This is a genomic window from Comamonas sp. MYb69, from assembly GCF_037479315.1.
Taxonomy (GTDB): Bacteria; Pseudomonadota; Gammaproteobacteria; order Burkholderiales; family Burkholderiaceae_C; genus Comamonas.
Genome location: NZ_JBBGZG010000007.1, coordinates 267,111 through 274,857, shown reverse-complemented (window position 1 = coordinate 274,857; position 7,747 = coordinate 267,111). Strand labels below are relative to the sequence as shown.

7 protein-coding genes and 2 pseudogenes are annotated in these 7,747 nt (G+C 50.9%); 8 read left to right on the top strand and 1 reads right to left on the bottom strand.

Annotated elements, in window-relative coordinates:
• The 3 genes and pseudogenes from WH303_RS12265 to WH303_RS12255 form a co-directional block, all read left to right on the top strand.
• A pseudogene (locus WH303_RS12265) lies at window positions 1-361 on the top strand (hypothetical protein); the annotation flags it as partial.
• A gap of 3 nt (window positions 362-364) precedes the next feature.
• Window positions 365-949, top strand: a complete 585-nt coding sequence (locus WH303_RS12260) for a type II toxin-antitoxin system HipA family toxin (RefSeq protein ID WP_339518772.1) — start codon at window positions 365-367, stop codon at window positions 947-949.
• A 612-nt stretch (window positions 950-1,561) separates the two neighbouring features.
• Entirely contained in the window at window positions 1,562-2,479 is a 918-nt protein-coding gene (locus WH303_RS12255) for an NYN domain-containing protein (protein WP_339518770.1), read from the top strand.
• Between the two features lie 255 nt (window positions 2,480-2,734).
• Here the strand turns inward: WH303_RS12255 and WH303_RS12250 are convergent, their stop codons facing one another.
• Window positions 2,735-3,151, bottom strand: a complete 417-nt coding sequence (locus tag WH303_RS12250) for a hypothetical protein (RefSeq protein ID WP_339518767.1) — start codon at window positions 3,149-3,151, stop codon at window positions 2,735-2,737.
• 540 nt (window positions 3,152-3,691) lie between these two features.
• On the opposite strand from WH303_RS12250, the pseudogene WH303_RS12245 reads away from it, so the two are divergent.
• The 5 genes and pseudogenes from WH303_RS12245 to WH303_RS12225 all read left to right on the top strand — a co-directional run.
• Window positions 3,692-3,924: pseudogene (locus tag WH303_RS12245) on the top strand (IS3 family transposase); the annotation flags it as partial.
• 443 nt (window positions 3,925-4,367) lie between these two features.
• Window positions 4,368-5,168 (top strand): hypothetical protein, encoded by an 801-nt coding sequence (locus tag WH303_RS12240; RefSeq protein WP_339518765.1) that lies wholly within the window; start codon window positions 4,368-4,370, stop codon window positions 5,166-5,168.
• A 219-nt stretch (window positions 5,169-5,387) separates the two neighbouring features.
• On the top strand, window positions 5,388-6,722 hold the full coding sequence (locus WH303_RS12235) for an AAA family ATPase (RefSeq protein ID WP_339518764.1): 1,335 nt from the start codon (window positions 5,388-5,390) through the stop codon (window positions 6,720-6,722).
• The gene (locus WH303_RS12230; protein WP_339518763.1) at window positions 6,719-7,438 is read left to right on the top strand and encodes a hypothetical protein; all 720 of its coding nucleotides are present in this window, start codon (window positions 6,719-6,721) and stop codon (window positions 7,436-7,438) included. The genes WH303_RS12235 and WH303_RS12230 overlap by 4 nt, the downstream gene beginning before the upstream one ends.
• Window positions 7,438-7,734 carry a hypothetical protein gene (locus tag WH303_RS12225; protein WP_339518762.1) on the top strand — a complete coding sequence of 99 codons (297 nt, stop codon included), beginning with the start codon at window positions 7,438-7,440 and terminating at the stop codon, window positions 7,732-7,734. Before WH303_RS12230 ends, WH303_RS12225 begins: the two co-directional genes overlap by 1 nt.
• Window positions 7,735-7,747: the final 13 nt, after the last annotated feature.

Here is a 7,747-nt window from a genome sequence, read left to right as displayed (position 1 = left end):
TGTCATTGTGTTTACGGACAAGCAGGCTGTCGCCTGCAGTGAATTGGCCGTTTACACAAAATTCTGCACACCCTCCTTTCTCGCCCTTGGAGATACCGAGCCAGGTGCGTGGGGGCGTCGTGTCATTGCTCGTACACATGCGAAGCGCCGTGAAAATGACCCAAAGCTTGGTGCATTGAGCGAGCTCGACTACCTTTGTGCAGTTGATGACTTCAGCCGCATGGGAGCACTACGCTTGCGTAATGCTCGTGGCACTTACCTTGAGTCTGCAGCAGGCAGGCGAACAACGCCTCCAATGCTCGAGCTTGAAAAGATGCTCAGTGCTTCACGGGCTGTTGAACTCGGCAAGGAGACCCCCTAGGACTTGACCTACCTGTGGGGCAAGGGTACATCACTGGGAGGCATGCGCCCCAAATGCAGCATCCTGGACGAAGAGGGACAGCTCGCATTGGTCAAGTTCCCAAGTATCAAGGACGCGCGCAATGTGACCCGTGCGGAGGTGCTGGCACTCAAGCTAGCAGCTCTTGCGGGCATCACCGTCTCGAAGGCACATGTCGCGACGGTGCAAGGCACGCCTGTGGCGGTCATCCGGCGCTTTGACCGTACCCCTGAGGATGCACGCATCCCCTACATGTCAGGAGCCACCTTACTGCGGGAAAGTCGACAGGATGAGCACGCTTACACCCAGGTTCTTGATGCAATGAAGGGAGCCTGCGCCAACTACGTCGCGGATTCTCAAGAACTATGGCGTCGTCCGGTGTTTAACCACCTCATCACCAATGTCGACGACCACCTGCAAAACATTGGCTTCCTCTACATGAGCGATAACAAATGGCAACTCTCGCTAGCGTTCGACATCAACCCGATGCCGGACATGGACCGGGAGTCCAAGGCCTGGCTGAGCGAAGACACGGGACCTATCACCAGCGTGCAGCAGTTGATGGGGTAAGCACCGCGGTTTGCCCTGTCTCGTGAACAGGCTCGCGCAATTGTGCGTAAACAGGTGGAGGCAATTTTCCAGTGGCGCATGGTAGGACAGTCCCCTTACGCCGGCATGGCAAAGCAAGAGCTCGATGAGTTTGCGCCTGCGTTCGAACATCCAAGCTTTGACGACGCCAGGAAATTGGTGGGCCTCTAGGCAGTAACGGCGTGCCTAGCTCAGTAAAGAGACGCAAGCGAGAGAAGAACCTTTAACATGCGAAGTCGGGGTGCGCACTCTGGTTACGGCGATGGACCGACTTGGAAAAGTGCCGTCGCTATTTGCCTTAGATGAAGAAATGCCTCAGCCTCTAACCTTCATCAACAAATGCGGATACGCACCCTCCACATCTTGAAGTGTAGATAGGCCATTTTTCGCCAAAATCCTGGTTACGCGACGTGGCAGCAGACCAGCCAGTAGTATTTCAGAGGTTTGAGTTAGAAGTTTAAGCATGTCGAAGCCATCATGGGCCAGTGCATCGTTCTCCAATAAACCTATCAACGAAGAGGATTGTGGCTATTCCGCAAAGGCTGGGCAAAGGCAATCGGAACTGGCACTGCCCGCTGGAGATGATATATAGCGATGGCACTTCAATTTCTTGTTCATAGAGTTAATGGCATCGCCTCTTTAAGGTGTCTTACAATCAATGCTCAAATTAGAGGAGCATTAGAATTGGTTTCATCACGTCTTATTGCAAAAATTGAATCTGAAGAGCCTTCAATGCGCCTTGCGGTACTTATTGACGCGGACAATGCGCAGGCTGCGGTGATTGATGGTTTACTGGCGGAGATTGCACTCTTTGGTGAAGCAACTGTCAGGCGAATTTACGGTGATTTCACTGCACCGACAAGCGCGTCTTGGAAGAAAGTACTTCAGAAGCACGCCATCAAGCCTGTCCAGCAATTCGCCTACACAACGGGCAAGAATGCTACGGACAGCACCCTAATCATTGATGCGATGGATTTGCTGTATACGCGCAAGTTTGATGGATTCTGCCTTGTAACCAGTGATAGTGACTTCACCGGCCTCGCCACTCGTATTCGAGAAGAAGGACTTACGGTCTTAGGGTTTGGAGAGCAAAAGACGCCTGAGGCCTTTCGCAGCGCTTGCCACAAGTTTGTTCTCACTGAAGTGCTTCGCCCCGCTCTCACGACACACTCATCAGCCATAGAAGCTAAGGCTACCGATTTGAGTTCTGCGCAGAATAGTCCCTCGATTGCAGTTAAGGTTGACTCGCCATCTACCAATTCAACTGGTCAGCCTTTTCCACGTCACTTCGTTCTTCAGGCACTTGAACAATCAAGTAATGACTCTGGATGGGCCCATCTCGGTACTTTTGGCGGATACTTGACAAAACTGCAGCCTGATTTTGATTCGCGTATTTATGGATTTAAAAAACTTTCTGATTTAGTGCGAGCTAAGACGGATATTTTTGAAACCAAAGAAATTATGCCTTCAGGCCAATCACAATCAGTCTTATACATTCGAGCAAAAAGTTAGCTCGACCACTAACAGAATTCGAATTACATTTTTAATTCAAGGATTTAATCAAATGCGACTATCAAATATGCGCAAATGCATTTGAAATTGACTTTCAGTCCCTAAATATAAAATAATCTGACAAATTTTATTAACCTGCATCAAAAAAATGGGCCACATTTTTGGAGGAATGTGCCCCATTGAAAAGCCTGTTAGGACTTTGACATTGTCCTTATATCAGTAGCTGGGTCAAGACTAACGGCTCTTATAAGGATTTTAACTCGCTACATGTATGGCAGCTGTCGACGCGCAAGCCCCAACAGCTGCACCCGCCCCAGTAATGACTGCCGTACCTGCAGCCATCCCGCCTCCACCTGCAGCAAGCGCTCCGCCGCCAATAGCGGCCAAAGACGCGTTCGTGAGTGCTGCACCAGAAAGAGTGCTAATTGCAGTACCAGTACTGGCTGCACCCAAGACACCAATTCCTCCTGCAGCCGCGGCCAAAGTTGGAGCTGCAACCAGTGCTACCCCCCCGGTTGCCACGGTTGCTCCAACTGCAAGCAGTGTCTTGCCAGGGTTTTCAACTACCACATCAACAACGTCGCCAGCAATTTCAGCCGCGCCAGTAATTACATCGCCAGCAATATCAAATGCGCCGCTGACAACATCCCCGAAAAAATCAAAAAGCCCCATGTTAATACCCTCGTTACAGGTTAATGAATGTCGACATGCATTCTCACTGAAAAATGCCTGTCATTTTCAAGGTTCAAGACCTTCGCCAACCATAGCATAGATTGACATTCAATTCATGCTTAAATCGAAGTCCAATGCGCGACTCAATCAATCTTGGACAGTTCGCGACAATTGGATTTGAGTGCACTTGGAGTTTTTAAGGCTCAACACCCCGAGCGGTTTGGGCTTCTGGTCGCGGGGGCGATGACCTCTCCCGTGAACCGCACAGTCTGTACTGTCATGCAAAGGCGCTACTTTTCTCCTTTTTATCCGAGCGGCAAATGCTCGAGCTTGGAGAGTGCCACAAGCTGCGCTTATTACCGTCAGTGATGACAGGCTGCAACTTACTTTGCATGGGATATACCGCCAGTTCTTACGGGAGTGACGGAGCCATTTTCGAGTCAGCGACTACACCTGTATTCAGTCTTAGAAAGGCTGGTAGCATATGGTGTGGTCTCCTGGTAGATTGCCGGATTGGCGGATGATTGTTTGATACCCATCAACTTGGTTTTCGATGCACAGCAGGAAGTGCTGTACATCCCGCAGGCTGAAAGCGACGGAGACCTCATATGCCACGGAGACGCCGGGGCGCAATACGTCAGTATTCGTTACTCCAGACGACTGGCTGAAGCAAGCATAGAGCCTTGGAAGGGCTGCAAATACGACAGCTTTGCCAACGCGCCTTGGCCGAGACTATCAACGGCCTCCACTTGGACGAATTTATCCATCGCCAATGGATGCAGTTGCTAAAGTAGTTCCTCAACTCGATAGCCTTTTTATCGTGCGGATGCAGCACCTGTGTACGTCACAGGTGTTCCCTTGCTCAGTCGGAGCGAAGTCAGTCCCGGCGAATCTTAGCGGATGGACAAGCTTGAAACGCATGCGGAAAAATGCTGTACCTCGTTATCCGCAATATTTTGTGTTGCAATTCGGGTATGCTATCAATTGTCAGCATTATGCTTACAAGATGATATGAGCTCTATGAAGTCCCAGATGGTCAGTGTCCGAGTCCAACCACAGATTCGAGTCGCGCTCCAGTCCGCAGCCAACAGAGAAATGCGTAGCTTGGCTAACATGATAGAAGTCATGGTTGTTGCGTACTGCCGAGCACATGGCTACGCGCTGGAGGGTGTTTCTAACGAGACCTTGCCCAATTCCTTCACGTTGGAGCCTCAACGTGATTGATGCTCGTGAAGAGTTGCTTACGCAGCTCGGTTTTCGGTTTGGAGCGAATGGCCCGCATGCAGCCCGAACGATGATGCTGGATGACCTGTGTATCTTGCTGTCAAACACAGAGCGTCAGGCGACTCGGGAAGACTACATCGCAGCTATTCTTGGTGACAATGTGTTGGGCAAGCCCACTCGTAAATCTCGAGAGCTGGCTTTGAAACATATGACAACGCTGTATGGGCTAGACGAACAGAACGTCGTCTTGCGCGCTCTTCGTCATCTCTGGTTTTCCGATGACGCTGCCCAGCCTATGCTGGCCCTCATCGTTGCGCTTGCTCGAGACCCTCTTCTAAGAAGCACCCGACAGTTCATCCTGAACCAGTCTATTGGCTCACACGTCGCTCGGGAGCACATCCAGGATTGTCTCAGCGCGACCTTTCCGGAAGGGTTCAGTGTAGCCTCACGGAAGTCATTCGCCCAAAACGTAGGCGGAACGTGGACAGCAGCTGATTATCTCCACGGTCACAAGCGCAAATTGCGCGCTCGCCCCGCAATACATCCAGAATCCGTATCAATGTTGCTTTTCATGGAATTCTTGGAAGGACGAACTGGACAGCGCTTATTTTCCTCAGAGTGGGCAAATTTGCCAGGAGTTCCGGTAACTGAGCTTGAGGTGCTAGCTAGTTCCGCTTCTCACAAAGGCCTTTTGGTCTTCATGAATGCAGGTGGGGTGAAAGAGGTGCGGTTTCCCGACTTTGTTACAGCGGAAGAAGAAAAAATCCAGCAGAGGGTTTCCCATGTCATCTAAAGTTTCCAAGCTTATATCTACCTACCGCCAGCATCTCACCGTCCATGGCAAGGCGGGTTGGCCGCCATTCAACGTGTCATTCTTGCGGTCTATGACAAGACAGATGAACTCCGCCTGCGTGCAAATGTCGAGGAGTTCAGCTTGGTTGTTTGGCGGTGAGCGCATCAATGACCACCATTTGAAACGCGCGGTGAAGGATTCTGCAAGGGAGAGAAAAACATGAAGCTAAAAGAAATCAGGCTTGTCAATTTTCGCGGCATTGAGGACATGACATTGCCACTTACCAACAGAACTTCAGCAGTTTTGGGGGTGAACGGTGTGGGGAAATCATCTGTACTAGATGCTTTGGCTATTGCCTTGTCGAATATGACGGAGCGTATTGCAGGCCAAGCTCCCAAGGCTCGGGATATCTCGCCAGACGACATCAAAAATGATGCTGATTACGCGCGTATTCAAGTCACGGCCGACCTGGAAATCCATATGTCAGCCAGCCCAGTTGCGGCGAATGATGTTGGTAGCGCTGACGTTGTCGTGCCACTCACGAAAACAGTCACCACTTGGGCCATAGCGCGTAATAGAACAGCTGGCAAACGCACTGCGGAGCGTAGCAGCGACCTCGACCAACTGAACGAGCAGACCCGTTTGTTCAATGACCGCATGCTATATGCCGAAGCTAATCACAAGCCTACCCATTTACCGTTAGCAGTGTATTACGATGTACATCGAGCCGTGCTGGATGTTCCGTTGCGGGTGAAACAAAAGCTCAAGAACACTCCTCGTGAGGCTTACTACGACGCCTTGGGTCATGGAGGCGCCGATTTTCGAGGATTCTTCGCTTGGTTTCGTGACCGCGAAGATGCAGAAAATGAGCGCATTCGCGACGACCCTAAGTATGTAGACCGCGATTTGCATGCTGTGCGCGCCGCAGTAGAAGCCTTTACTCGCTTCACAGAATTGCGAATTCGACGCAAGCCTTCGCTGCGCATGACAGTAAAGAAGGATGGGGTGGAACTGAATGTGCTGCAGTTGTCGGACGGGGAAAAATGCCTGCTAGCGCTGGTGGGTGACTTGGCGCGCCGATTGAGCCTGCTCAACACAGACAAAGATAACCCATTATTGGGCGAAGGAGTAGTATTGATTGACGAAATTGACTTACACCTGCACCCTAAGTGGCAGCGTTCTGTCGTAGCATCTTTAGAGCGGACCTTTCCAAACTGTCAGTTCATTATTACCACTCACTCGCCGCAGGTGGTGGGGGAGTTACCGCCGGAAGCTTTGCTTCTGTTGCGCAATGGAGAGTTTCTAGGTCATGCGGAGCGCTCTTTGGGTCTACGTAGTGGAGAGGTGCTTGAGGAGTTGATGGAGGGTGCATCCCGTAATGAAGTGGTGAATAAACGGCTTCGTGACATTCGTGTCTTGCTAGATGCAGACAGGATTAATAGTTCCAAAAAATTCCTGAATTTGCTACACGAAAAAGTGGGCGACATTCCTGAAGTATTGGAATTGAAGGCAGCTATCCAGAGTCTGCAATGGCTGGAGGATGACGGCGAATGAAAACCATCCTAAAAGGACCACGGCCTCAGGAGTTGATTAATTGGGAGCTGGAAAACGCAGCTCTGCCTGAGAATTTGATTTATGGTGAAGGAGGGTTCCCGTCGGAGGCTGTACGTCAAAGCCTGTTAGCGGAGCAGTTCCATCTGTGTGCTTACTCTATGCGTTGTCTTCCAACAGCATCAGAGTGTGAAGCTCAAAAAAAGGACACGCGAAGCTCATGTCACATAGAACACCTGCTTCCTCAATGTCGCAATGTAGCTGGTGAGGATGTAGATTACGGGAACATGGTGGCTTGTTACCCGTCGAGTCAATCTAAGGTTGCTTGTGAGTTTGGTGCCCACGCTAAAGCGGATTTTGACCCCAGTAAGGGTGGGTTTGTGTCGCCACTTTCGAAGAATGCACAAGAACACTTCAGGTTTGATGAGTTTGGAAACATTCAGGGCAATACAAGCGATGGCTCTGCCACCATTAAAATCTTAAACCTTACCAGCAAAGCATTGGTCAACGACCGTGCAGCCGTTATCAAAGGCTTTTTGCAACCCAAAGGGAGGAAGCTGTCGGCACAGAGTGCACGTCGTTTGGCGCAGCATATCTTTAAACCTGATGCTCGGTCGTGTTTACCCGCCTACTGCGTCGCAATTGCCCAAGTCGCTGTGCAGCATGCCGAACGAGAAGAGCGCAGGGCAGCCCGTATGAAGAAAAAAGGAAGGGCATGATGTCGCATAGCCTCCAATCACCCACGTTGCAACAGCTTGCTCAGACTTTGGCTGATGCCTTGCAAACGGCGGCCAGGGTAAATTCACATACAGCAGTATCTTCTGCTGCTGTGCTGTGGCCCGACAAGGAGCGGCAATGGCAAGCAGCTATGCCATCGCTTAAGCAGCTGATGCCCTGGCTTTTCGAGCTCGGTAGCTACGCCCCGGAACTGCGAAAAGGAACCGCAGTCTGGCTCAAATGCGCGATTGCAGGCGTACTGCCGGAGGTTCAATTCCAGGGTGTGCCGGTCGTATAGGCGTTGTTGCAAA

What these genes read in the sequence shown, in the direction of transcription:
- WH303_RS12225 (WP_339518762.1), top strand. Translation starts at nt 7,438, where the DNA reads ATGTCGCATAGCCTCCAATCACCCACGTTGCAACAGCTTGCTCAGACT.
- WH303_RS12255 (WP_339518770.1), top strand. Translation starts at nt 1,562, where the DNA reads ATGGCACTTCAATTTCTTGTTCATAGAGTTAATGGCATCGCCTCTTTA.
- WH303_RS12235 (WP_339518764.1), top strand. Translation starts at nt 5,388, where the DNA reads ATGAAGCTAAAAGAAATCAGGCTTGTCAATTTTCGCGGCATTGAGGAC.
- WH303_RS12250 (WP_339518767.1), bottom strand. Translation starts at nt 3,151, where the DNA reads ATGGGGCTTTTTGATTTTTTCGGGGATGTTGTCAGCGGCGCATTTGAT.
- WH303_RS12230 (WP_339518763.1), top strand. Translation starts at nt 6,719, where the DNA reads ATGAAAACCATCCTAAAAGGACCACGGCCTCAGGAGTTGATTAATTGG.